The sequence below is a fragment of the Mycoplana sp. ABR4_002 genome, assembly GCF_056159645.1.
The window spans coordinates 563,486-585,600 of record NZ_JBSWVO010000001.1 but is presented as its reverse complement, the minus strand read 5'-3'; the positions used below and the strand labels follow the sequence as shown (position 1 = coordinate 585,600).

24 protein-coding genes are annotated in these 22,115 nt (G+C 63.8%); all 24 read right to left on the bottom strand.

Features of this window, described 5'->3' with window-relative positions; genetic code table 11:
- Positions 1-30: 30 nt before the first annotated feature.
- Positions 31-1,092 (bottom strand): flagellar hook-associated family protein, encoded by a 1,062-nt coding sequence (locus ACXAGF_RS02810; RefSeq protein ID WP_475014372.1) that lies wholly within the window; start codon positions 1,090-1,092, stop codon positions 31-33.
- 4 nt (positions 1,093-1,096) lie between these two features.
- Positions 1,097-2,530, bottom strand: coding sequence for a flagellar hook-associated protein FlgK (flgK, locus tag ACXAGF_RS02805; protein WP_475014371.1), 1,434 nt, complete (start codon positions 2,528-2,530; stop codon positions 1,097-1,099).
- A 38-nt stretch (positions 2,531-2,568) separates the two neighbouring features.
- A complete protein-coding gene (locus tag ACXAGF_RS02800) occupies positions 2,569-3,789 on the bottom strand; it encodes a flagellar hook protein FlgE (RefSeq protein ID WP_475014370.1) in 1,221 nt (406 codons plus the stop codon).
- Between the two features lie 112 nt (positions 3,790-3,901).
- On the bottom strand, positions 3,902-4,573 hold the full coding sequence (gene rem / locus ACXAGF_RS02795; RefSeq protein ID WP_475014368.1) for a transcriptional activator Rem: 672 nt from the start codon (positions 4,571-4,573) through the stop codon (positions 3,902-3,904).
- Between the two features lie 269 nt (positions 4,574-4,842).
- Entirely contained in the window at positions 4,843-5,397 is a 555-nt protein-coding gene (locus tag ACXAGF_RS02790) for a transglycosylase SLT domain-containing protein (protein ID WP_475014366.1), read from the bottom strand.
- Positions 5,345-6,721: a flagellar hook-length control protein FliK gene (fliK, locus tag ACXAGF_RS02785; RefSeq protein ID WP_475014365.1), complete on the bottom strand. Its 1,377-nt coding sequence runs from the start codon at positions 6,719-6,721 to the stop codon at positions 5,345-5,347. Before fliK ends, ACXAGF_RS02790 begins: the two co-directional genes overlap by 53 nt.
- Complete coding sequence (motC, locus tag ACXAGF_RS02780) at positions 6,718-8,058, bottom strand: chemotaxis protein MotC (RefSeq protein ID WP_475014364.1); 1,341 nt, start codon at positions 8,056-8,058, stop codon at positions 6,718-6,720. Before motC ends, fliK begins: the two co-directional genes overlap by 4 nt.
- A 4-nt stretch (positions 8,059-8,062) precedes the next feature.
- On the bottom strand, positions 8,063-9,238 hold the full coding sequence (locus ACXAGF_RS02775; RefSeq protein WP_475014363.1) for a MotB family protein: 1,176 nt from the start codon (positions 9,236-9,238) through the stop codon (positions 8,063-8,065).
- On the bottom strand, positions 9,235-9,882 hold the full coding sequence (locus ACXAGF_RS02770) for a hypothetical protein (RefSeq protein ID WP_475014361.1): 648 nt from the start codon (positions 9,880-9,882) through the stop codon (positions 9,235-9,237). Before ACXAGF_RS02770 ends, ACXAGF_RS02775 begins: the two co-directional genes overlap by 4 nt.
- A 324-nt stretch (positions 9,883-10,206) precedes the next feature.
- Positions 10,207-11,205, bottom strand: coding sequence for a flagellin N-terminal helical domain-containing protein (locus ACXAGF_RS02765; RefSeq protein WP_475014360.1), 999 nt, complete (start codon positions 11,203-11,205; stop codon positions 10,207-10,209).
- A gap of 323 nt (positions 11,206-11,528) precedes the next feature.
- Positions 11,529-12,536: a flagellin N-terminal helical domain-containing protein gene (locus ACXAGF_RS02760; protein ID WP_475014359.1), complete on the bottom strand. Its 1,008-nt coding sequence runs from the start codon at positions 12,534-12,536 to the stop codon at positions 11,529-11,531.
- A 240-nt stretch (positions 12,537-12,776) separates the two neighbouring features.
- Complete coding sequence (locus ACXAGF_RS02755) at positions 12,777-13,700, bottom strand: flagellin N-terminal helical domain-containing protein (protein WP_475014358.1); 924 nt, start codon at positions 13,698-13,700, stop codon at positions 12,777-12,779.
- Between the two features lie 254 nt (positions 13,701-13,954).
- Positions 13,955-14,851 (bottom strand): flagellin N-terminal helical domain-containing protein, encoded by an 897-nt coding sequence (locus tag ACXAGF_RS02750; RefSeq protein WP_475014357.1) that lies wholly within the window; start codon positions 14,849-14,851, stop codon positions 13,955-13,957.
- Between the two features lie 438 nt (positions 14,852-15,289).
- A complete protein-coding gene (gene fliP, locus ACXAGF_RS02745) occupies positions 15,290-16,030 on the bottom strand; it encodes a flagellar type III secretion system pore protein FliP (RefSeq protein WP_475014355.1) in 741 nt (246 codons plus the stop codon).
- A complete protein-coding gene (locus tag ACXAGF_RS02740; protein WP_475014354.1) occupies positions 16,027-16,530 on the bottom strand; it encodes a flagellar basal body-associated FliL family protein in 504 nt (167 codons plus the stop codon). Before ACXAGF_RS02740 ends, fliP begins: the two co-directional genes overlap by 4 nt.
- 33 nt (positions 16,531-16,563) lie before the next feature.
- A complete protein-coding gene (gene flgH, locus ACXAGF_RS02735; RefSeq protein ID WP_475014352.1) occupies positions 16,564-17,274 on the bottom strand; it encodes a flagellar basal body L-ring protein FlgH in 711 nt (236 codons plus the stop codon).
- Positions 17,271-17,810 (bottom strand): MotE family protein, encoded by a 540-nt coding sequence (locus ACXAGF_RS02730; RefSeq protein ID WP_475014350.1) that lies wholly within the window; start codon positions 17,808-17,810, stop codon positions 17,271-17,273. Before ACXAGF_RS02730 ends, flgH begins: the two co-directional genes overlap by 4 nt.
- Positions 17,807-18,922: a flagellar basal body P-ring protein FlgI gene (locus ACXAGF_RS02725; RefSeq protein ID WP_475014349.1), complete on the bottom strand. Its 1,116-nt coding sequence runs from the start codon at positions 18,920-18,922 to the stop codon at positions 17,807-17,809. Before ACXAGF_RS02725 ends, ACXAGF_RS02730 begins: the two co-directional genes overlap by 4 nt.
- Positions 18,919-19,428, bottom strand: a complete 510-nt coding sequence (flgA, locus tag ACXAGF_RS02720) for a flagellar basal body P-ring formation chaperone FlgA (protein ID WP_475014348.1) — start codon at positions 19,426-19,428, stop codon at positions 18,919-18,921. Before flgA ends, ACXAGF_RS02725 begins: the two co-directional genes overlap by 4 nt.
- 20 nt (positions 19,429-19,448) lie before the next feature.
- Complete coding sequence (gene flgG / locus ACXAGF_RS02715) at positions 19,449-20,231, bottom strand: flagellar basal-body rod protein FlgG (RefSeq protein ID WP_475014347.1); 783 nt, start codon at positions 20,229-20,231, stop codon at positions 19,449-19,451.
- 11 nt (positions 20,232-20,242) lie between these two features.
- Positions 20,243-20,581 (bottom strand): flagellar hook-basal body complex protein FliE, encoded by a 339-nt coding sequence (fliE, locus tag ACXAGF_RS02710; RefSeq protein ID WP_475014345.1) that lies wholly within the window; start codon positions 20,579-20,581, stop codon positions 20,243-20,245.
- A complete protein-coding gene (gene flgC / locus ACXAGF_RS02705) occupies positions 20,578-20,997 on the bottom strand; it encodes a flagellar basal body rod protein FlgC (protein WP_475014343.1) in 420 nt (139 codons plus the stop codon). The genes fliE and flgC overlap by 4 nt, the downstream gene beginning before the upstream one ends.
- A 2-nt stretch (positions 20,998-20,999) precedes the next feature.
- A complete protein-coding gene (gene flgB / locus ACXAGF_RS02700) occupies positions 21,000-21,380 on the bottom strand; it encodes a flagellar basal body rod protein FlgB (protein WP_475014342.1) in 381 nt (126 codons plus the stop codon).
- Positions 21,381-21,555: 175 nt separating this feature from the next.
- The gene (locus ACXAGF_RS02695) at positions 21,556-22,113 is read right to left on the bottom strand and encodes a flagellar protein (protein WP_475014341.1); all 558 of its coding nucleotides are present in this window, start codon (positions 22,111-22,113) and stop codon (positions 21,556-21,558) included.
- Positions 22,114-22,115 lie beyond the last annotated feature (2 nt).

Below are 22,115 nucleotides of genomic sequence, written 5' to 3'. Positions count from 1 at the left end.
TCCTTCATGTTTGTCGCGCGTCTCTGATCATCAGAGATAGTTCACCAGGCTCATGTTCTGCAGGCGACCTGTCAGCGTATAGGCCAGCGAGAGCTGGTTCTCGAGCGTCGTGATACGGGTCGCGGTTTCGTTGGTGTCGACCTTCTCGAGATTGTTGATGCTGGTCGTGAGGATCTTCGACTGCGCCTCGAGCGAGACGTTCGCCTGCTTCACCCGGGCCTCGGAGACGCCGAGCGTGGCGCGCTCGCCATCGACCCCGGCAATGGCTGAGCCGATATAGGCGAGCGAGCGATCGCTGACTTCCTTGCGCGCGCCCGCGTCGAGGTTCAGGTTGATCAATTCATAGCCGATCACCGCGCCGAGCGCGAACTTCCGCATGCCCTCGGAATTGGCGTTGGTCGAACTCTGGATGACCTCGGAGTTGCTGATCCGGCTGGTCATGTTCTGGTCCGACGCGTTCGACCAGTCGGTCGCCCAGGTGCCCGTCGGCGTCGTGTCCATGAACATCGTCTCAAGATCCGAGATGAAGCCCGACATCTGCGCCGGCGTAATGTTCGCCACCTGCGGGTCCGTCTGTGTGAAGCCGAAGTAACCGAGAAAGGCTGCGTCGAAGGTGGCCTTGGCCGTGGATCCGACCGCGAGGTAGTCCTTCATCGGCATCACATCGGTGTCGATACCGGCAAAGAGATATTCGCCGCTGAAGGAGGTGTTGGCGGCGCTGGTGAAAAGCGAAATCGCGCCGCCGAAGCTCTCCTTGGTTCGGTCCAGCTGGCTCTGGGAGTCGGTTCCGGTCAGCGCGACCAGGGTTTCCTGAACCTTGTTCGCCGCCTCCGAGATCTGCCCCAGCGCCAGCTGCGATGCGCCAAGCCGCTGCGTCGTCAGAGCATTCGTGCTGTGCAGCGATTCCAGCCGCTGCAGGTCCCGGTGCAGGTTCAGGGTGCGCGCGGTCTTTGCGCCGAGCACCGCGCCGAGGTCGGCATGGCGGCCAGTGGTCGTTTCTTTCTGCTTCTGCATCAACTCCGTCTGCGCTTCGGCAATGGTCCGGAGCAAGGTGTTCTGCATGGTCAGGTTGGATACGAAAGACGTCTTCATGGGCTTAGCCTGCTGCCTGGAGAAGGGCGACCATCATTTCGTCGATCGCCGCCACGAGTTTCGCTGAGGCCTTGTAGGAGTGCTCGAGGTCGAGCAGCAGAGCCAGTTCCTCGTCGAGGCTGACCGCCGTTACGCTCTTCAAGGCATCCTGCGTCCGCGAAAGCAACGCGGACTTGTCGTTGTTCGCCGTCACGGCGGCGCTGCGCAACTGCTCCACCCAACCGATGGAAGCGGTGGAGAAGTTGAGAATGTTGGTCGCGGTGTCGATGCCGGTGGCGACATCGAACGTCATCGGCGTCTCGAAGGCGGCGGCATAGGCATCCAGCAACGTCGAGAAGCTCGCGTCGTTGTTGGTATTCTGGTTGAGATTCACGCCGTCGCGGAGCCGCATCGGATTGCCGCCCTGCGCCGTGATCAGCACAGGGTTGACGATGATGGCGCCAGCGAGCCCGTCGGTCAGGGCGCCGGGGACGACCGTCGACTGGGTCGCGCCGTCCATCCAGGTGAAAAGCCCCGGCTGTCCGTTGTCCTGGAACATCGTGATGAGCCCGCGGGCCATCTCGTCGAGCTGGGACTGGAAGGTGGGAGCGACGTCGTCGCGCAACTGCAACAGCGAGGCGAGCATGCCCCGGCCGCTGGTATTGCCGCCCGATCCGGCCGGGATGGCGACGCCATCGATATAGACCTGGTTGCCGGTGACCGTCGCCCCGTAGGTCGCGGTCGGCACGAACGTGACCGGACGCGGCGAGGTCTCGAACAGAACGGTGCCGTCGCTGGTATAGAGGGCAATGTCGTTGTTGGTGCGAACCAGGGTTGTGACGCCGATGATCTCCGAGATCTGCGTCAGCAGCTTGTCCCTCTGGTCAAGCGCGTCGTTGACGTCCTGACCGGCGGCCGTACCGGCCTTGACCTGGTCGTTGTAGGTCTTGAACTCGGAGAGAAGCCGGTTCAGCTCGGTCACGGTCGTGGCGATGTCCTCGTCCGCCTCCGCGCGCATCTTCTGGATCGCTTCGGTGGTGGACTTGAGGGAATTGGCGACGTCCACCGCATTGGCGATCACCGTTTCCGCCAGCGACTTCTCGCTCGGCTTGTCGGCGAAGGCCTGGAGGTTGTCGCGCAGCACCGCAATGTAGTTGGCGGGCGACAGCTCGTAATCCTCGCCGCCCAGCATCGTCTTCATCCGCTCGAGACCCGCCAGGGTGGTGTTCTGGGCATAGGCCTTTGAGATGCTGAGAAGGTTCTGCTTCTGAAGCGCCTCGTTCTGCGCGCGAAAGGTCTGGACGACCGCCGCCCCGGTATTGGCGGTGGCAAGGATCGCGGCACGGCGGTTGTATGCGGTGTTGCTCGCGTTGGAAATGTTTTTCGAGGCCACGGCGGTCTGCAATGCCGTGTTCGAGAAGCTAGATTGGGCAATTTTCATTGCCGTTGAGAGCGACATCGTACCAACCTACCGTTTCAATGCATCACCTGCCCGCGTCAACGCTTGAGGTTGACGAGGACTTCCATCAGTTCGGACCCGGTCTGGAAGACCTTCGAGTTGGCCGTGTAGTTGCGCTGCGACTCGATCATGCTGGTCAGTTCCTCGCCGATATCGACGTTGGAATCTTCCAGCGCGCCGGAGAGGATCGCGCCGTAGCCGCTGTTGCCGGCATAGCCCATGACGATGACGCCCGATTCGTTGCTCTGGACATAGACATTGCCGGCGAGCGGCTTCAGCTTGTCCGGGCTCTGGACATTGGCGAGCGCGATGCGGAACTTCGGCTCGAGGTCGCCGTTCTCGTATTTCAGCGAGACGACGCCGTCGTCGCTGATCTGGTAACCGATGATCTCGCTCGGGCCATTGCCGTCGACCTTGCTGCCCTTCGAGACCTCGAAATCCGCGGCAATCTGGGTGGTGCCGCCGATGGTGATCGCCAAAGGCGCAAGGTTCGCACCGTTGATCGTCATGGCGGCGGTGGTCAGCGATGCCGGGACCGGCGCGGTGAGCTTGCCGTCCGCATCGAAGGTCAAGGCGGTCGGTCCATTCAGGACCGTCGTGGCCGATGTCGTCGGATCGGTGTAGCTGACCGTGACCGTCCAGGCGTTGTCGGCGGTCTTCTCGTACTCAAAGTTCAGCAGGCGCTCGTTGCCCTGGCTGTCGAAGGCGACGAGCGAGGTCGATTTGGTGTAGCCGACAGGCTCGTTGGACGGAAGGTTGACGTCCAGATTGCCTTTGGTCGATCCGGTCGCCTTGAGCGAGGCCGACTGCAGGTTGATCGGCTCAAGACCGGCGAAACCGTTGATGACAATCGTCGGATCCTGGGTCGAGGAATAGGGATAGCCCATCAGCGTGAAGCCGGCCGTGTTGCGCAGCGTGCCGTCGTCCATCGGCGTGAAGGCCCCGGCGCGCGTCAGGTACTCGACGCCATCGGCCCCCTGGACGATGAAGAAGCCACCGCCGTTGATCGCCAGATCCGTCGCCGAGGTCGTGTAGGTGAAAGTGCCCTGCGCCGAGATCGAGTAGCGCACATCGGTGGTGACGCCGCCGGAATTGTAGGCGCCGCCGGTCGAGGGCAGGATCAGCGAGGAAAACTGCGTCGAAGCCTTCTTGTAGCCCGTCGTGTTGGCGTTGGCGATGTTGTCCGCGACCGTGCTCAGGCGATTGGCCTGGGCGTTCATGCCGGACACACCGGTTCTCATCGTTCCGTAGAGGCTCATTCTGATTCCTCGCTATTTCAATCTGTCGCAGAGAGTAGGCGGTGGGCCTTGCGTGAGGCTGGCTGTGCCTGCCCCCTTGCGCCGCACAGCGCGTGCCGGCCCAGCCGGGACGTCAGTTCCAGTCGATGCAATAGCCAAGGAACCGCTTCGAATCGATCGGATCGAACCCGAGCTTCTTGCGCAACTTCTTGCGCAGCTTGCTGATGTGGCTCTCCACCACGTTCTCCTCGACGTCCTCGTCGAAGATGCCGTAGATGGCATTGAAGATCTGCGTCTTCGACAGCCGTCGGCCGCGGTTTGCGACCAAATATTCGAGGATTCGGCGCTCTCGCCGGGGCAAGGGAAACACGCTTCCCTCAATCTCCGGATCGCGGCCGTCCGAAAAGACCCGGATCGGTCCAATGTCGGTATAGTTGCTGATGGCCTTCAGCCGTCGCCGGATGGCCGCGGCGCGCGCCAGGATTTCGCGTGGGTGCACCGGCTTGCGCACCACGTCGTCGACACCGCAGTCGAAGAATGCCAGCGTCGTCTCCAACGACGGAGTGTCGCTGACGGCAATGACAGGGGCCTGGGATCGGTCGCGGATCGCCCGCGGCAGCTCCAGCATCTGCTGCCCCTGTCCGATCAGGAACGCCTCGACGGCCTCCAGGTCGGTGTCGGCCGCCGAATTGACCCACTCGCCGAATTCCTTCGGATCGAAGCCCGTCGAGGGCACGCCCTCACGCCCAAATAGGGAAGTATAGCCATCCTTAACGAGCTCGCGCTCATCAACCACTACGATCATTCGTCCGCCTCCGAATCAGTGTGGTGCCTCGTTGCGAAAGTGGTACGAATCGAGCGATTCAGCGGCAATTAGATAAAATCATCCCGATCTTTTAACAGTTGATTAACCATACGGCGGCGATTTGATCTACATCTAGTAGGTCAGCCTCGGATTTCGACTATTTTCTCGTGGAAAAAGTTAACGGCCGCGATATCGCCGCTTGCGAGCCACAATGCCTGCAAATTGCCGCCACATTTGGGTGGCCGGACATTTTTCTATTCTGGATTGCATTATCGGCAGAAGCTGCGGGCGTTGTCCGTCCAGCTTCCATAGCCGGTGGCGACGAGGTTGGCGATCACCCGGCAGACATAGCGCTTCTGCGCCGGATCATTGTGTGGTCCCGCGTGGTAGCGCGCCACCGCCATGGTCCATGTCTCGTGTCGCGCGTGCAGCTCGGACAGGAAGCGCGCCGCATATTCGACATTGCGTCGCGGGTCCAGCATGTCCGCCGGCGAGGAAAACTCGGAACCGTGGAAATGGTGGTTGATCTGCATGCATCCGAGGTCGATCAGCTTGGCGCCGCTGGCGCGCGCCTGCTGGAAGCGCGCAATCGCCTCGCGCCGGCTGCCAGCGAACACGGCCTTGCCCTCGATGTTCAGCGCGTAGGGCTGCAGCGACCCCTTGCGGCCGGTCTCGGCCAGACCAACGGAATAGAGTATGCCTGCGGGAACCTGGTACTTGGCGGCGGCGGCGAGGATCTCCCGCTCGCAGCTGCCCATCGACGCCTGGGCGCTACAGATAGACACCCCCAGCACCGCCGCGCTGGCGAGAATCAGTGATGCCATCCGCCTGCCCGTGGTCATGTGCCGGTCCTTCGCTCGTGGTTCCCGATTGGCGGGTCTCTCCGCCCTGGCGGCCGCCATCCCCCTCACGCGCCTGTTGCTGGCCGGCGAACTGGGGCGACGCCTCGCCCTGGCCGGCCGGATTGCCGCGATCGGAGGACGAGAGCTGCACGCTGATCTGATCGACGCTGAAGCCATGGCCGCGCAGCGCCTTGACGATGATGTCCTGATCCTCGCTAAGCTGACGGAGGGCCTTGCCCGTCTCCACCTTCAGGTCGACGACCAGCGCATCGCCCTGGAGCCGCAGCGTCGCCGTGACGGTACCGAGATCGATCGGCCGCAACTGGAGCTTGAGGGTGTTGACCACCTTGCCGGTCGCATCCGCCTTGTCCGCCGCTTCCGTCAGGGCCGCCGCCCAGGACGGGTCCTGGGCGATCGCCGCCGTCACCGCAGCAGAATTTCCGGTTTGCGCCAGACCAAGGTAGCGCCGGGACTCCAGCACCGTCACAGTCTCGATCTTCACCGAGCCGCTGCCCTGCTCCTTGGCCGGGGATGCCTCGCCACTGCCTGAAATGGCCATGTCGACCGGCTTGGCCTTGCCGTCGGCGCGCGCCAGGCGGAAGACCTTGTCGGCCTCGGCCACATCCCCTGCAAGGGCGTCCGCGACATCGTCCGCCGCCGCGCCCTGATCGGGTCCGGTCGCCGTGGCAGGCCGCTTTGCAGCGTCATCCGTGCGCCGGGCGGTCGCACCTGCTCGTTCCGCCGGATCGTCGACGGCCTGCGGCAGCATGGCCGCCGCCGCGCCCGACGAACCTTCCATCGCGTCCGCCACAGCCGGGCCGGCCGGTGCACCATCGGCCCTCGCCAGCATCGCCAGCAGGTCGTCATAGCCGGCCGCCTGCGCGCCTTCCGACGCATGTTCCGCATGGACGTCGCCGTCGTCGCTCGAGTTGCGTCCCCTTGCCGGTCCTTCCGCGGTGTTCCCGTCGCCGGTGTCATCCGACCCTGACGCGCGGGCGCCCGGGCCGCTCCCACGGCCGCTGCCGATGGTCAGGTCCCGCCGAGCGATGGTCAGAGCCGCCTGCTCTCCCTCGTCCGCGTTCGCACCCCTGGTTCCGTCCGCCTCGCCAGGCTGCCGCCCCCGTTCACCGTCCGCAATGCGCCGATGCCCCACTGCGGGCCCGGCGCCCTTACTGGAAACGGTCGCATAAGCGTCGGCGAAGCCGCCGTTCCCCTTGCCGTCGCCGCCGTCGGCGGGGGACTTGTCCCGGCCGGAAGCATGCTTGGCAGGGATCTGGCTCAATCCGCTCGTGTCGATGCTGCTCAAATCCCTTCTCCCTCCAGGAGCCTGTCGATTTCCTCGAGCTTAGACCGCCCCGTCGCGACGAAGCTGTCGAATACAGGATCGTCCGCACCGGCCGGTCCGCCGGGCGCTCCCTCAAGCTGCGTGGCTGCCGCGCTCGGCTGTTTAGCTGCGCCGTCCGTGGCCTTGCCGGCCACGGCCGTCGGGTTCATGCGCTCTTCTTCGCTGACCAGCCCCCCGGGCTGGACCTCGTCGGAACGGTCGGGGTCGGCCGGGTCCGGCGCTACTTGCATTCCTGTCGTCGCGACCGGGACCGGGGGCCGCAGCACTTCTTCCGCGACCACGCGCGCCGCCTCCTTAAGTGCCAGGTCCTTGGCCGACAGGTCCGCATCGGGAATGGCAGCCAGCCGGTCGACGGCCTGGGTCACGTCCGTCGACGAGATCGAAGCCAGTCCGGAATAGAGATCGGCCAGCGTCTTGGGCACTTCCTCGCCATCACCCGACAGGGCCTGGGCGCGATCGGCAGCCATGGCGGCCAGCCGCTCCTTGCCGGAAATAGCCGACAGACGCGCCATGCGCAGGTAGACCTCGCGCCGCCGCGGCGTGTCCATGAATGACAAGATTTCCTGGATCCGTTCGTCGCCCACCGCCTCGTAGTTCTGAACGGCGAGCCTGACGAACAGGTCGGCGAACTGGCTGGCATAGGGCGAGCGCAGGAAGCGCCGGGCATATCTGATGGAATAGGCCACCCCCCTGTCGACCATGTCGTTCTGCTCGGCCACATAAATGGACCGCCGAAGCGCCGCCTCCTCCACGATCGTTCCGGGCGCGACCAGGCGCGCCCAGTCGAAGTAGCCGAGCGCCAGCTTGGCGTCCTTGCGCAGCACGGAGTTCGCGGACACCAGCGCCAGGTACGGCCCGATCTCCAGGTTCCGGTATTCCGGAAAAAGCTCGGCCAGCGACTGTGCATTGCTCGAGCCGCGACCGTCGAGATAGTTGCGGACGGCATCGGTGATGCGGGGGTCGAAATGGCCGGCGACATCCCTCTTGACGAGAAACTCGAGCGTTTCCGGATTGCCGCCGCTCATGGCGTAGACGAGCGCGGCATCGACATTGCGCGGGTCGGCGAAAATCGCAGCATCGGCCGTCCGCAACCGCTCGTCGATGGTCGACAGCAGGAAGCGCTGCATTTCCATCGCCGAGTGGTCGCCAAGCACCACCGTATCCTGCACATACTGCAGCGAGCGGATCATCTTGAACGGCGCAAGGTTGTCCTGGCTTTGCCCATGCGCCGGCGCTGCGAGCCCAAGTCCCGCAGCGAGCGCCAAGCCAAGTGTTCCAAGCCGCAGCCTTGCCCGCATGATGCTAGCCCTGGGTCGCCTGAATGAGGATCTCGATGCGACGGTTGACGTCGGCCAGCGGATCGTCCGGCTGCTTCAGCCGCCGATCGGCGAAGCCGCTGACCTGGCTGACGCGCTTCTCGTCCAGCCCGCCGCGCACCAGCATGTAATAGGCACTCTGCGCACGGGCCGTGGAAAGCTGCCAGTTGTCGCCGCCGCCCTTGAACGGGCGCGCGTCCGTATGGCCGCGGATGGTGATCGTTCCCTGCCGATCTGCGAGGATCTTGCCGATCTTCTCCATGGCGATGACCAGTTCCTTTTTCGGCAAAGCCGAGCCGACATTGAACATCGCCGAGTTCAGCTGGTCGGTCAGGCTCACGAGCAAACCCTCCTCGGTCGGCGTCACGGTCAATCCCTCGGCCAGTTTTCCGACAGACCCGATGTTCTGGACGATCTCCTTCCGCAGCGTCTCGGCGTCCGCGAGCTTCCGCGCGTCCTCTGCGGCCGTCGCTGCGGCCTCCGCATCGTCCTTCCTCGCGCTGTCCTCCGGTTCGCCGGCGGTTTCTGCCGGCTTGTCGGGGGCGGGTTTGGCAACATTCTCGCTGCCGGCGCTCGTCGCCTCGCTGATCTCGACCTGCTGAGTCCAGAAATCCGGATCGAAGGGGTCACGATAGGCTTCACCGCCGGCGGCGCCCGTCGCCGGACCGGACTCGGCGGCGCCGCCGTCGCCCTTGGCGCTAACGTTGGCCTGCTGTCCCACTTCCTGGGCAATCTCCGACAGCACCGAGTAGGGGTTCTCGAAGAAGTCGGCCTGGGAGTACTGCACCTCCTCGCCGGCCGTGGTGCTCTGGTCCTTGCCCTTTTCCGCTCCGTCCGACTGCGACTGCTTCTGGCCCTCGCTGCGCGACTTGTCTTCGGTGGCCTCGCCCTCTGCCTGCTTGCCCGGCTTTTTCAGCGACTTGTCGGCCGGCTTGTCGTCGGTCAGCTTGATCGGGTTGAAGTACGAGGCGACCGAGGCCTTCGTCTCCTCGTTGGCCGCGTTGACGAGCCACATCACGAGGAAGAACGCCATCATCGCCGTCATGAAGTCGGCATAGGCGATTTTCCAGGCCGACGCATGGTGCTCGCCGTCGTGGTCGCCGTGGCGCTTGACGATGATGATCTCGTTCTTGCCGTGAAAGTTGTTGTCGCCTTCGCTCATGCCAGCACCTTGCGGACCGTATCAGCCCAAGCCGCCATCCGCGTCACCAGGACCGTCTCGCCGAACTCGGCCGCGATGTCGAGATCGTCGGCCTCCACATGCCGGAATGCCGGCGTCTCGCCCTTAAAATGCGACCGCAATTGTTCAAACAGATGCGACGGCCCCTTGACCGTCACAACGAAGCCTTCGCCCGCCGGAAGGCCGGCGCGGATCATGGCTGCCAGGTCGGCGACCGCCTTGCGCGCAAGCGCCTCGTCCAGGACAGGCGCGAGGACATTGGCCGCCTGGCCGGCGACAAGGTCGGCTGTGTCGTCGGCCATCTGCGCGAAGCGCTCGGCGATCAGTGCGGCCGCCTGCAGCTCGCAGCGCGTCCGCAGCGCCGCCATTTCTTCCGCGTGCTGCTCGCAAAGCGCCCCGATCTCGCTGCGGTGGCGCCGCTCGAGCTCGGCCTCGGCCTCGGCCCGACCTGCGGCATAGGCCTCCGCGCGCTCGGCATCGACATCGACCTGCGGCTCGGGTTCCGACTGGGCGAACACTGATTCCGTCATCGGGGTGGCCGTCGTGGCAAACGCGCTCTCGCGCAGGAGCGCCGGCTGGCGCGACGGGCTGAAGTCCTTCAGGTATCTGGCAAGCTGCAGGCTCATGACGCGGTTCCGTCCGCTGCATCCATCCCGGACGCCGAACGATCGCGCCCTGCTTTGCGCACCGACATTGCCTTACCTCTCAACACGCTGCCCCGTCTCCCTAGAGCCCCGGCCCCGCCAGCCATCGCTGTCGAACGACCAATCTTCCTGACTGCGACTGCCGAAACTAGAGGGCCAAACTTGTGCGAGGATGAAGGTTTGGCCGGTCCCCGGGCAGGTCGCGCGGCCCATGCCTGCCGGCGGACCGCAGACCGCGCCGCGCCGGTGCTGTTGCGCCTGCGCAACCGCCGGGACAAGGGCCGGGCCCGGCATGCGGCCTTCGGCTTACTGCCGGAACAGCTGCAGGATGTTCTCGGAGTTGGTGTTGGCGATCGACAGCGACTGGATACCGAGCTGCTGCTGCGTCTGCAGCGCCTTGAGCCTCGTCGATTCCTCGTTCATGTCGGCATCGACCAGGCGACCGACACCCTTGTCGATCGTATCGATCAGCTTGGCGACGAAGTCTTCCTGCATGTCGATGCGGCTCTGGATCGAGCCGAGGCTCGAGGCCGCGCTCGTCATCGCTTCCAGCTGCGTGTCGACGAACTGGGTCATCGCGTCGAGCGCGTCGACCTCGTCGTGCGGGGCGTTACCGGGATCGGCGGTGTCCAGCTGGGTGATGACGGCGGCCAGGTTGTTGATGTTCAGCGTCGAGACGGAGAAGCCGAGCGAGGTGCCGGGAGCCGCACCCGCCGTCGCCTCCTTGTCGAGGATGCCAAGATTGCCGCCGCTGAGATCAAAGAGAATGGTCGTTCCGTTCAGAGGATAGTCTACCGTCGTGACGGATACGGTGCCGGAGGAATTGCGAATGAACGAGGCGACCACCTGCTTGGTAACGGTTACCGGCGTCACAGGGGGACCGGCAGTGCTGATGTTCTCCTGCAGCCAGTTCTCGCCGGAGAAGGAGGCCGATTCGGAAATGCTCCTGAGCTGCTGCTGCAACTGGCCGATTTCTTCCTGGATCTTCTGGCGATCGACGCCGACGCCGTAGGAGGCGACCAGCTTCGCCTTGATCTGCTTGACCACCTCGATGGCGCTCTCCATCGCCGCATAGGCGGTGTCCACCTTTGCGGCACCCAGACCGAGCGCATCCTGGACGGTCGATAGCGCTCGGTTGTCGGAGCGCATGGTGGTCGCGATCGACCAATAGGCCGCGTTGTCGGCGGCGGTCTCGACGCGCAGGCCGGAGGAAACCCGCGCCTGCGTCGTTTCGAGGTTCCTGTCGATCGAGCGAAGGGTCTGCAGGGCCGCCATGGCGGCCGCGTTGGTCAGGATGCTGGCCATCGGAAATGCCTTTTTCGAAAAACATGGTGCAGGCCGGATTGGCACCGGCAACGGCGGAACCGCGTCATGCGCCACTGTCGCCAGTTGCTTGCCCTGGGCGACAGTCCGACCCTCTTAACAAAGGCTTAACGAGCGAATGGTTAACAAATGGTTAATGCCGTTAGGGACTTGTTAGGATTTGTCCGCAGAAGCCCCGCAATCGACAATCCTGCAAGGCTGGCGCAAGCGTCGGGCGACCCCGAAACAAAAAAGTCCGCGGCCCCTCTCGGAGCCGCGGATTCCCGTCGAAGCGGGACGAAGTCGCCCCTAGCCCGGAGCGCCGCTTACTGACGGAAGAGCTGGAGGATGTTCTCCGAATTGCTGTTTGCAATCGACAGCGACTGGATGCCGAGTTGCTGCTGGGTCTGCAGCGCCTTCAGGCGCGTCGATTCCTCGTTCATGTCGGCATCGACGAGACGGCCGATGCCGGAGTCGATCGAGTCGCTGAGCTTGGAGACGAAATCCTCCTGCAGATCGATGCGCATCGAGATCGAGCCAAGCGCGGAGGCGGCGCTGGTCATCGCCTGCAGGCCGTATTCCACCAGAGCCAGCGCCTCGGCCATGCCGACGGCATTGTCGGTGAAGCCGGTGATCGTCAGCGACTGGATCGACATGCCGGTGATTTCGGTCGGCGCCTGGTTCAAAGTGCCGTCGTTGTCCCAGTCGACGACCGCGTTGAAGGTCTCGGCGACCGTGCCGAGGATGCCCCTGGTCAGGTCGATCGCTCCGGTGGCGGCCGCGCCGCCGAACAGGAGCGTCATCGATCCGACCGTGCTGGCGTCAAGGGTGTAGTTGGTGGTCTTGACCGACACATTGCCGTTCGAATCGCGGACAAAGCCGGAAACGACCGTCGCCGCCAGCGGCGTGGTCGCGGTGTCGATACCGCCGGAGATCCAGTTCTCGCCACTGAAGGAGGCGGATTCGGCGATCGACACCAGCTGAAGCTGCAGTTGTGTGATCTCTTCCTGGATCTTGGTCTTGTCGACGCCCTCTTCGGTGGCGGCGACGACCTTCGCCTTGATCTCCTTCACGACCTCGATCGCGCTTTCCATGGCGGCGTATGCGGTGTCGACCTTGGCCGCGCCGAGGCCGATCGCGTCCTTGACCGCGGAAATCGCCATGTTGTCGGAACGCATCGTCGTCGCAATCGACCAGTAGGCGGCGTTGTCGGCCGCTTGCCCGACACGCAGGCCAGAGGATACGCGCGCCTGCGTGTCTTCCATGCTGTCGTTGAGCGAGCGGAGCGTCTGGAGCGCCGCCATGGCCGCGTTGTTCGTCAAAATGCTGGTCATTGCAGGGGCCCCTTCGATGGCTATGTCTGAAAAGGGACATCCCGGTTTCTCCGGGAACGATGAACGGCCTGATGCCCGTTAACCGCTTCTTCGTCTTGGTTAACCCATCGTTTCGATGGCAACAGATAATGCGGTCATGGTTAACAATCCTTAAACGGCACGGATAAAGTGTACCCAAGCAAAAACCGCGCCCCTTGCGGGACGCGGTTGCCTTGATGATGACAGATCGCTTGACCAGGATCAGCGGAAGAGCGACAGGATGTTTTCCGAAGAGCTGTTGGCAATCGACAGCGACTGGATACCAAGCTGCTGCTGCGTCTGCAGCGCCTTGAGGCGGGTCGATTCCTCGTTCATTTCCGCATCGACCAGTCGGCCGATGCCCGAGTCGATCGAGTCGGAAAGCTTGGCGACGAAGTCTTCCTGCAGGCCAATGCGCATCGAGATCGAGCCAAGCTCGGCAGCGGCGCTGGTCATGGCCGTGAGGGCGACTTCCACGTCGTCGATGTAGAGACCAATCTCGGTGGCGTCCATCGTCGCGGTCAGGGTCAGGTCATAGACCGATTCGCCTGCGGTGTTCGTGCCGGCCGTTCCCAGAATGCCCGTGGTCATGTCGAGCACGCCCGTGGTGGCGTCTGCGCCGAACAGCGTGTTCCCGGTCGCCGAGGCATCGAAGGTGTAGGTCGTGGTCTTGACCGTCACCGAGCCGTCCGTCGCGCGAACAAAGCCGGAGACAACGAGCTTGGTGTCGGCGGTGTCCCCGACGATCCAGTTCTGGCCGCTGAAGGAGGCCGATTCGGCGATCGAAAGAAGCTGGTCCTGCAGCTGCTGGATTTCTTCCTGGATCTTCGTCTTGTCAACGCCATCTTCGCTAGCGGCGACCAGCTTGGCCTTGATCTCCTTCACCACTTCGATGGCCGATTCCATACCGGCGTAAGCGGTGTCCATCTTCGCTGCGCCAAGGCCGAGAGCGTCCTGGACGGACGAAAGCGCCATGTTGTCGGAACGCATGGTGGTGGCGATCGACCAGTAGGCGGCGTTGTCAGCGGCTTCGCCGACGCGCAGGCCCGAGGAAACGCGGCCCTGGGTGTCCTGCATGCTGGAGTTGATCGTGCGCAGAGTCTGCAGAGCGGACATGGCTGCGATGTTGGTGAGAATGCTCGTCATGATTTGGTGCCCCTAAAAGCAAAACAGTTCTGGAAGGGACATTCCGGATTGCCACCGGGAACGACGGTCAGCGTCATGCCTGCTAACTGGTTAATTTCGTTGGTTAACCCGCCGTTTCGATGGGCCTAGAAAACACGAGGAAGGTTAACCAAGATTGAACGCTGGAAAGAAAAATGAAAAAGGGCCGCGTCCCTTGCGGAACGCGGCCCCTGCTCAACGCTTCAACCTGCGGGAACCTCCCGCCAGCACTCCGATTAACGGAAGAGCGACAGGATGTTCTGCGAGTTGGAGTTGGAGATCGACAGCGCCTGGATGCCGAGCTGCTGCTGCGTCTGCAGAGCCTTGAGGCGGGTGGATTCTTCGTTCATGTCGGCGTCGACGAGGCGGCCGATACCACGCTCGATCGAGTCGGAGAGCTTGGCGACGAAATCTTCCTGCAGGCCGATGCGGGTCGAGATCGAGCCCAGCTTGGAGGCCGCGCTGGTCATCGCCGACAGGCCGTCCTCGACGTCCTGAAGGGCGTTGGCGAGTGCGGTGGCGTCCATCGCGGAGATGTCAAGGGTGGCAATGGCGTTGCCGTTGGTCTGGTTCGTACCGAGAATGCCGCCTGCGCTGGTCGACGCGTCGGTGAACAGCAGCGTTCCGTCGGCGGCATCCGTCAGGTCGTAGGCGGTCGTCTTGACCGAAACAGCATTCGACGCGTCACGGACAAAGCCGGACACGACGGTCTTGGTGGCGGCGGCGCCATCGAGCCAGTTCTCACCATTGAACGAAGCCGACGAAGCGATGCTGACCAGCTGTTCCTGAAGCTGGGTGATTTCTTCCTGGATCTTGGTCTTGTCGACGCCTTCTTCGGTGGCGGCAACAATCTTGGCCTTGATCTCCTTGACCACGTTGATCGCCGCTTCCATACCCGTGTAGGCGGTGTCGACCTTGGCAGCGCCCATGCCGAGTGCGTCCTGCACGGCGGAGTAGGCCTGGTTGTCCGAACGCATGGTGGTGGCGATCGACCAGTAGGCGGCGTTGTCGGAAGCGGCGCCGACGCGGTAGCCCGACGAAATGCGGTCCTGCGTGGTAGCCATGTCGTTGTTGATCGAGCGCAGGGTCTGCAGGGCAGACATTGCCGAGACGTTGGTCATGATGCTAGACATTGGAGTTGTCCCTTTTACGAAATACAATTGATGGGACATACCGGACTTTATTTATACTACCGGCGACTACAGATCGGCGTCATGCCACTTGGTCTCTATATTCCGAACAGAAAACCAAACCTGTCGTGTGAAGGCAGGATTAGGCGCCGATTATTGCCAGCATCTTAATTTTCGGGCGGGCATTCGAGGCGTCGGGACTCGTGGTTAACAGCTGCGCAAGCTTAGGCAAATATAAACCAAGTAGATTAACCGCGCTCGTTAACCATCCCCACGTGTGGAACGGCCTGAAGCGCGCGTCGCATCAGTCGTTGGAATACCGACCTTCCTACGATTGCCGAACGATGGACGAGGACTGGCGGCTCCCGTGGGAAGCCCACGGCATCGGGCATGCCGGTTTCGGTCTTTTTGACCTGCGCCCTAACCTGCTCCCGGCCCGGGCTAGGCGAACGATCGCACCAGGCTGCCGACGAGCAGGTTCCAGCCGTCGATCAGGACGAAGAACAGGATCTTGAACGGCAGCGAGATCGAGGTCGGCGGCAGCATCATCATGCCCATCGCCATGGTGATGGTGGCGACGACCAGGTCGATCACGAGGAAGGGCAGGACGACCAGGAAGCCGATTTCGAAGCCGCGCCGGATCTCTGAAATCATGAAGGCTGGGATCACCGTGCGCAGATCGACCTTGCCATCCTCGACCACCGTCTGCCCGCGTTCCTCGGCCAGCGAGATGAACAGTTCCATGTCCTTGTCTCGGGTATTGGCCGCCATGAACTCTCGGAACGGCTCGGCGACCCGCCTCGCCGCCTCGGTCTCGTCGATCTGGTTGGCGAGCAGCGGCTCGACGCCGGCCTGCCAGGCACGGTCGAAGGTCGGCGCCATGACGTAGAAGGTCATGAACAGGGCAAGGCTCACCAGGATCATGTTCGACGGCGTCGTCGCCAGCCCCATGCCCGAGCGCAGGATCGCGAATGCGATCACGAATCGGGGAAAGCTCGTCACCATGATCAGGATGCCCGGCGCAACCGACAGCACGGTCAGGAGCCCGAACGTCCGGATGATCCAGGACGCGACCGAGCCGTCGATGGGGGTATTGAGCAATTGTACCGGCGTCTGCTGGGCAAACGCCATCGTGGTCATCGCCATCATGGCAACGAGGAACGTCGTCAAAAATCGAATCATTCGATCACAAAAGTCCGGAACATGATGTTCGTTACGCGCCCTTCAGAGCGAACGTCAACCCGCTCCTTCAGGTCGTCCCGGAGATATTGAAAGCCGCGCGGCCCCTGGATCTGCTGCAGCGACACCGTGCGCATGTAGGCCATGATGTCCTGGTGGATCGCCTCGGCCAGCACCGGATCCGGCGGCCCGTTGAAGGCGAGCGCAACCTCCATGCGTACGAGATTGTCGGCAGGATAGGCCAGGTTGCTGGTGAACGGCTGCAATGCCACCACCCCGTCAGCCTCGGTGGCAACGCGCGGCAGCCCCTCCTCGTCGTCCTTTTCGGCGCCGTGCTCGCCCGCGGTCTCGGCCACCTCGACCTCCGGGGGCGCCGGCGCCAGCAAATGGCCGACGAACCAGCCGCCGCCGCCGGCCAGCAGGCTCAGCCCGGCGACGATCGCTATGGTCACGACAGGCGACGGCTTCTTCTTGCCTTCGCCGCTCTGCTCCTGGTCCGCCATGTCCGTATCCGTTTTTCCGCTTCTTTGCGCCGATCAGAACGGCGCGAACAGGTCGACGGCCTGCTGTCCCCAGGGCGGCTGCTGCACCTCGGTCAGGCGACCGCGGCCGCCGTAGGAGATGCGCGCCTCGGCGATCTTTTCGTAGGAGATGCGGTTGTCCGAATCGACGTCCTGCGGCCGCACGATACCGGCGACGTTGAGGATTCGCAGCTCCTGGTTGACGCGCACTTCCTGCGAGCCGCTGATCAGCAGGTTTCCGTTTTCCAGCACGCCGGTGACGACGGCCGCGACGAGCAGGCTGAGTTTTTCCGAACGCTCGGTCTTGCCGTCGCCCTTGGTGCTGGTGTTCGAGCCGTAGGTGAGGTCGCCGTCCGAATCCACGTCGAAGTTTTCACCCGAGGCGGTCAGGCCGAAATTCATGCCGCTCTTGTTGACGCGGCTGCGATCGGTCTTGTTGTCGAAGGTCGCCTCATCGTTCAGGCGGATCTTGACCGTGAGCAGATCGCCGACATTGATCGCGCGCAGATCCTTGAAGAGGTTGGACTGGCTGTCCTTCCAGGTCGAATATCCGGCGACCGCCGAATGCGCCTGCTTCGGGTACATGTTCATCTGCGGCGTCTGGGCATACTGGAGACCGCTGCCGATCGGGCTCATCGACGGCGCCCGGCCGATCTCCCGGACCGCCTGGCTGGCGCAGCCCGACAACAGCGAGGTCGCCACCACGGCGAGTGCGAACTTCTTCATGACGGGTCCTTCGAGGTGTTCGGGTCGGCGGCGCTGGCGATGATGCTGGCGAGCAGCGCGGCCTTCTCGGCCTGCATCTCGCTCAGGATCAGGCTGGACATGCGCGGATTGAGCTTCATGACGATCGCCGAGGCAATTTCCGGGTGGATCTGCTCCAGCTGGGCGGCCGCGGCGTCCGGCTTCATCTTCTTGTAGATCTCGATCAGGCCGGCCTCGGCCACCTTCAGGAAGTCGTTGCGGCGCTGCAGCCAGTCCTCGTACTCCGCACGCCGCTTCTGCAGGGTGGCGATGCGGTCGTCGACGTCCTTCTGCAGCTTCTCCAGTTCCTGCTTCTGCAGCAGGTAGCGCTGGTCACGCGCCTTGTCGGAGATGTTGGTGCAGAACTCGCGGATCTCGTCAGCGGTCGCCTTGCTGGTGACGATGACCGGGCGCTCTTCTGCGAGCGCGCCGGGGATGGCCAGCATGAGCACGCCCGCGGCCGGCAAAAGCAGGGCGCGCAGGCCGTGGACCAGAGAGCGATCGATGTTTCTCGTCATTGCAGCACCAATTCAGCCTGGAGGGCGCCGGCGGACTTGATGCCCTGAAGGATCGAGATGATCCCATCCGGTTTCACGCCGATGCTGTTGAGCCCCGAGACCAGCGTGCGCAGGTTGGGGCCGTTGAGGATGGCGACGGTGCCGCCGTCCTGCTGGGCGATGATGTCGGTGTTCGGCTCGACCGCCGTCACCCCGTCCGAGAACGGTGCCGGCTGGACCACCTGCGGCATCTCGGTGACCTGGACGGTGAGCGTGCCGTAGCTTACCGCCACCTCGGAAATGCGCACGTCCTGGCCGATCACGATCGTGCCGGTGCGCTCGTTGATGACGACCCGGGCCGGCGCATCGGTTTCGATGACGAGGTTTTCCACTTCCGCCATCAGCCGCGCAAGATCGGCCTGCTTCGGCTTGGCGACATAGACGGACTGGGAATCCCGAGCCTCGGCGATCCGGCCGCCGTATTGGGCCGCGGCGTAGCGATTGATCGCGTCGGCCATGCCGACGGCTGTGGAGAAGTCGGGATTGCGCAGTTGTAGCACGAGATCGGAGCCGTCCTTGAAGCGTGCGGGCAGTTCCCGCTCGATGATCGCGCCATTCGGCACGCGTCCAGCCGTGGTGATGCCCTGCTGGATCGAAGCGGCATCGCCCTGCGCGTTGAAACCCGTCACCACCACCGAGCCCTGGGCCACGGCGTAGATCTGCCCGTCGGCGCCGGTCAGCGACGTCATCACCAGCGAGCCCCCACGCAGGGAGGTGGCATCGCCGAGCGAGCCGACGGTCACGTCCATTCGGCTTCCCGGACTCGCAAACGGCGGCAGCGTCGCCGTCACGAGCACGGCCGCCACGTTCTTTGCGCGCGAGCGCTCGCCTTCGGTGTTGATGCCGAGGTTCTGCAGCATCGACTGCAACGCCTGTTCGGTGAAGGGCGAGGAGCGCAGGCTGTCGCCGGTGCCCTGCAGTCCGACGACAAGGCCGTAGCCGATCAGCTGGTTGTCGCGCCCCGCCTGCAGCGACGCCACGTCCTTGATGCGCGCGGCGGCGTGCGCCGGCGCGACCGAAAGCGCGAGCCCGACGACGGCGGCAAGGAAACGGGACAGGAGCGGTCTGATCATCTTGCCACCACGTGCACAGAGTGGTCTTCCATCACGGTTCCGGAGACGATGACCCCCGAATCCTTGTTGCGGACCTTGATGAGATCGCCGACAGCGGCATCGTCCAGCGGCGTGCCGGACGCCGTGATGGTCAGAGGCCCGCTCTCGAAGACGAGCCGCACGGTCTTGCCGCGCGAGACGGCGAAGGGCTCGCGCAGCGCCGAGACGAGGATGATCCGGCCGGCCAGCAGCGTCTTCTTCGTGATCAGGCCGCGGACCGCGGAGATCGCCTCGGCATAGCCGGGTGCGATGTTGGGGTTGGTGACCTCGACCTCTTCGAGCAGGTTCGTCTCGAGCTGCTCGCCGGGATAGATGGTACGCTTCGGCACCACCGCGTAGCGCCCGTCGGCCTGGGCCATGTCCAGCGCCGGCAGGACGCCGGCCACCGCAAGCGCGAGGGCGGCGGCAAGGCGCCGGACCCTTGTTGCGGGTCCTGCTTCCGGCTTGATTTTCAGGCGAAACATCATGTTTCCCTCGTCTGTTGCGGCTAGCGAAGGTTCTTGCTGACCACGGCCGCCATTTCGTCCGCCGCCTGGATGATCTTGGAGTTCATCTCGTAGGCGCGCTGGGCCGAAATCAGGTCGGTGATTTCCTTGACCGGATCGACGTTCGACGCCTCGAGGTAGTTCTGCTGCATGTAGGCGTAGCCGTTCTCGTCGGGCGCGCCGACCGTCGCCGGGCCGGAAGCCTCGGTTTCCCGGAAGAGGTTCTCGCCGAGCGGTTCGAGACCGGCCTCGTTGACGAAGCTGGCCAGCGTGATCTGGCCGAGTTCCTGGTCCTCGCCGTTGACGCTGGCGAAGACCTGGCCGGACCGGTTGATCGTGATGTCGGTGGCATCCTGCGGCACGGTGATACCCGGGGAAACGGTGTAGCCGTCGATCGTCACAAGCTGGCCGTCGGGGCTGGTGTTGAATGCGCCGGAGCGCGAATAGAGGATCGTCCCGTCCGGGGCTTCGATCTGGAACCAGCCGCGACCGACGAGCGCGATGTCGAACGAGTTGCCGGTATGGGTCAGCTGCCCCTGCAGGTGCAGGTTGCGAACGGCTGCGGTCTTGACGCCGAGGCCGATGATGGCGCCTTCCGGCACGATCGCCTGGTTGGCGCGGTTGGGCACGCCCTGGGCGCGCTCGGTCTGGTAGAGCAGATCGGAAAACTCGGCGCGCGCGCGCTTGTAACCGGTCGTGTTGATGTTGGCGATGTTGTTCGCGATGACCTCGAGATTGGTCTGCTGCGCGTTCATGCCGGTTGCGGCGATGGCAAGAGCTTTCATGGCACGGTCCTTCAGATCTGCATGCGTGCGACTTCAAGATAGGCGGTGACGACCTTGTCGCGGATCGAGATCGCCGTCTGCAGTGCCTGTTCGGCGTTCATCACGGCATCCACTACCTCTCGGGTGCTCGCCTTGCCCTGAACCGCCTCGAAGGACTTGACCTCGCTGAGCTTGAGCGAGTTGACCGCATCGGTCGCCATGTCGCCGAGGACCTGGGCAAAGCTCATCGGCTGCTGCACGCCCGGGGAGGCGCCGGCCTGCGGGCCGGCGGTGACCGTTGTTTCCGTTGCCGCGCGCGTCAGGCCCGAAGAGGAGACGAGCGAGCTGACGCTGTTGAGCGAATCAATCATTGCGATGCCCTCAGGAGGTCGATGGTCGCGCTGATAAGGTCGCGCGACTGCTTGATGCTTTGCAGGTTCGCTTCGTAGGAGCGGTTGGCCTCGCGCATGTCGGCCATTTCGACCAGCATGTTGACGTTCGGGAGCTTGACCATGCCCTTCTCGTCGGCGGCCGGATTGCCGGGATCGAATTCGGCCGCAAAGTCGCTTTCGTCCTCGCTCAGGCGATCGATCTCGACCAGGGCGGCGCCGCTGGCCCTGTCGAGTTCCGAGACGAAGGTGACGGTCTTGCGGCGGTAGGGGTCCGCACCGGGCGTGTCTCCGGTGGAGCGCGCGTTCGCCAGGTTTTCCGAGACGATGCGGATGCGGGTGGACTGGGCCTCGAGACCGGAGGCCGCGACTTTCATCGAGGCGAGAAGGGGATCCATCGTTATTTCCTGACAGTCATCAGCATCATGCGATGAAAAGACTTGACGAGGCCGGCATTGAGCTCGAACTCACGCTTGACCTGGCCCTGCTTCATCAGTTCTTCGGCGAGACCGACCGAGTTTCCGGAAATCTGCTCGCCGACATTCTCGTTCGGCTCGACCTCGGTAATCTCGCTGCTGAGGCTCGCCTCGGTGAGGTGTGCGGGATTGGTGGCCGCCATGCGGATGCCCGTGTTTTCGAGCACCGACTGGAACGGGGTCACATCCTTGGCCTTGTAGCCGGGGGTATTGGCATTCGCGATGTTGCCCGCAACGACGGACTGGCGCACCGAGAGCCATTCGGCCTGCCGCGACGCCAGCTCGAAGAATTGTATCGGTTGCATGAGGGCAAACTCCATCCTTGTTGCCCCGGAACCTAGGTCGTTAAACTTGCGTGGGACTTGCCTTGGAGACGCTTTGCCGCCATTGCCCGAAAGCCGTGGACATCGGGCCCGAAAACACAAAACCGCCGGGCGCGCGCTCCGGCGGTTTCGATGGCTGCCTGTCGGGCCGGACGAATCAGTTGCGCTTGTAGACGTCACCGTTGGAGGTGACGATCACCCATTCGCCGTCCCGCTGCTCGAGCGTCGCCAGCCGGCTGTTGTCCGGCAGGATAGAGCCGACTCGAACGATATAAAGGCCCGAGGTGTCCTCGATCAGGGCCCGTCCGTTGGCAACGTGCATCAGTCGGAAGCCGGCCGATGCGGGCAGCGGCTGCTCGACCGGCTCCGGCGTGGCCCCGGTCGCCCGCTCCGCACCAAGGTTCGGCGCGGTCGTCGCGGTACTGATCGGATCGAGGTCGGTCTCTGGCTGGTCGTCGTCGTCATCGACCATCGCGGTCGGCGATACGCTCATCACCTCGCGGGCTGGCGTTTCAGGCAGGTCGCGCCTGTCGTCCTGCCACAGCGGCGGAACCGAAAAGTCCTGCGGATTGAGAAAGACGTACCAGGGAAAGAACGCCGCGAGCGCGGCAAGGGACACGCCGGTCGCGATCAGCATGCGGTCGGCGATGCTGCCGCGCTTCTCCATTGATCGCCGCAACGGCGGGACGGTCTTGTCCGCGTCATAGTCCGTCATGT

Excerpts from the sequence above, each read along its gene's own strand:
- ACXAGF_RS02770 (WP_475014361.1), bottom strand. The coding sequence starts at position 9,882 with ATGAGCCTGCAGCTTGCCAGATACCTGAAGGACTTCAGCCCGTCGCGC.
- ACXAGF_RS02790 (WP_475014366.1), bottom strand. The coding sequence starts at position 5,397 with ATGGCATCACTGATTCTCGCCAGCGCGGCGGTGCTGGGGGTGTCTATC.
- ACXAGF_RS02755 (WP_475014358.1), bottom strand. The coding sequence starts at position 13,700 with ATGACGAGCATTCTCACCAACATCGCAGCCATGTCCGCTCTGCAGACT.
- flgB (WP_475014342.1), bottom strand. The coding sequence starts at position 21,380 with ATGCAACCGATACAATTCTTCGAGCTGGCGTCGCGGCAGGCCGAATGG.
- ACXAGF_RS02800 (WP_475014370.1), bottom strand. The coding sequence starts at position 3,789 with ATGAGCCTCTACGGAACGATGAGAACCGGTGTGTCCGGCATGAACGCC.
- rem (WP_475014368.1), bottom strand. The coding sequence starts at position 4,573 with ATGATCGTAGTGGTTGATGAGCGCGAGCTCGTTAAGGATGGCTATACT.
- motC (WP_475014364.1), bottom strand. The coding sequence starts at position 8,058 with ATGCGGGCAAGGCTGCGGCTTGGAACACTTGGCTTGGCGCTCGCTGCG.
- ACXAGF_RS02760 (WP_475014359.1), bottom strand. The coding sequence starts at position 12,536 with ATGACCAGCATTTTGACGAACAACGCGGCCATGGCGGCGCTCCAGACG.
- ACXAGF_RS02730 (WP_475014350.1), bottom strand. The coding sequence starts at position 17,810 with ATGACGAGAAACATCGATCGCTCTCTGGTCCACGGCCTGCGCGCCCTG.
- ACXAGF_RS02725 (WP_475014349.1), bottom strand. The coding sequence starts at position 18,922 with ATGATCAGACCGCTCCTGTCCCGTTTCCTTGCCGCCGTCGTCGGGCTC.
- fliP (WP_475014355.1), bottom strand. The coding sequence starts at position 16,030 with ATGATTCGATTTTTGACGACGTTCCTCGTTGCCATGATGGCGATGACC.
- flgA (WP_475014348.1), bottom strand. The coding sequence starts at position 19,428 with ATGATGTTTCGCCTGAAAATCAAGCCGGAAGCAGGACCCGCAACAAGG.
- ACXAGF_RS02765 (WP_475014360.1), bottom strand. The coding sequence starts at position 11,205 with ATGGCCAGCATCCTGACCAACGCGGCCGCCATGGCGGCCCTGCAGACC.
- fliE (WP_475014345.1), bottom strand. The coding sequence starts at position 20,581 with ATGATTGATTCGCTCAACAGCGTCAGCTCGCTCGTCTCCTCTTCGGGC.
- flgC (WP_475014343.1), bottom strand. The coding sequence starts at position 20,997 with ATGGATCCCCTTCTCGCCTCGATGAAAGTCGCGGCCTCCGGTCTCGAG.
- flgK (WP_475014371.1), bottom strand. The coding sequence starts at position 2,530 with ATGTCGCTCTCAACGGCAATGAAAATTGCCCAATCTAGCTTCTCGAAC.
- flgH (WP_475014352.1), bottom strand. The coding sequence starts at position 17,274 with ATGAAGAAGTTCGCACTCGCCGTGGTGGCGACCTCGCTGTTGTCGGGC.
- ACXAGF_RS02740 (WP_475014354.1), bottom strand. The coding sequence starts at position 16,530 with ATGGCGGACCAGGAGCAGAGCGGCGAAGGCAAGAAGAAGCCGTCGCCT.
- ACXAGF_RS02775 (WP_475014363.1), bottom strand. The coding sequence starts at position 9,238 with ATGAGCGAAGGCGACAACAACTTTCACGGCAAGAACGAGATCATCATC.
- ACXAGF_RS02750 (WP_475014357.1), bottom strand. The coding sequence starts at position 14,851 with ATGTCTAGCATCATGACCAACGTCTCGGCAATGTCTGCCCTGCAGACC.
- ACXAGF_RS02695 (WP_475014341.1), bottom strand. The coding sequence starts at position 22,113 with ATGACGGACTATGACGCGGACAAGACCGTCCCGCCGTTGCGGCGATCA.
- ACXAGF_RS02810 (WP_475014372.1), bottom strand. The coding sequence starts at position 1,092 with ATGAAGACGTCTTTCGTATCCAACCTGACCATGCAGAACACCTTGCTC.
- flgG (WP_475014347.1), bottom strand. The coding sequence starts at position 20,231 with ATGAAAGCTCTTGCCATCGCCGCAACCGGCATGAACGCGCAGCAGACC.